Below are 689 nucleotides of genomic sequence, written 5' to 3'. Positions count from 1 at the left end.
TTATGATAATCTTTCAATCCTTCTTTGACCAACTCTAAGGCTGACTCGCTGACATTTTTAAAGGGTTGTTTGGCATTTTTTCGCCTTGTCTCGCTTTGAGCTTGTGCTGTGTCAGGTAGATAGCAGCCAAGGGAACTTTGATTCCTTTTTAATTCCCGTGATATTGTGCTTTGATGACATCCGAGCCAGACGGCCATTTGCCGTTGAGATAAATTTCCCTCCTGACTAAGTTGGTAGAGCAAGTTTCTTTGTTCTATGTTAAGATGTTGGTGGCTCATTTTGGGTCTGATTTGTTTTTGTTAATGATCAGACAGTACCTGATGAGCCTTTCTTTGTCAACTCTTGAGGTTGATGCGTTTCATTTTTGAATTGGCGATATAAGAACTTGACTATTGTTCATAATACAAGGTAGGTTATGGCAGTTAGAGCCTTTCTCAGAAAGATGAGGTTAGTTATTGTTGCTAAAATACTTGATGAGTAAGGATTAATTTGTACTTCATCTTTAGGAGAAAGAGTGAGAAATTTTCTATTTACCCAGTGATTACTGTGGGGAGGGAAAAGTTAGAGGCAATCGGGGCAAAATGATAAGTATTTTATATGCAAATACCTTCAATACTTAAAAATATTTAAATTTACAATTGGTAATATTTATTAACTAAAATTCTCTAAAGCTTCAAACTGACGTAAAG

General features: G+C 36.0%; 1 protein-coding gene. It reads right to left on the bottom strand.

Annotation, left to right across the window (positions count from 1 at the left end; translation table 11 throughout):
- Positions 1 to 278: helix-turn-helix domain-containing protein (locus MICAI_RS24370; RefSeq protein WP_157221767.1), on the bottom strand; the 278-nt coding region annotated here is incomplete at its 3' end.
- Between the last annotated feature and the right edge of the window lie 411 nt (positions 279 to 689).

It is taken from the genome of Microcystis sp. T1-4, from assembly GCF_000297435.1.
In the GTDB taxonomy this organism is placed as follows: domain Bacteria; phylum Cyanobacteriota; class Cyanobacteriia; order Cyanobacteriales; family Microcystaceae; genus Microcystis.
This window is presented reverse-complemented; position numbering and strand designations above follow the sequence as displayed.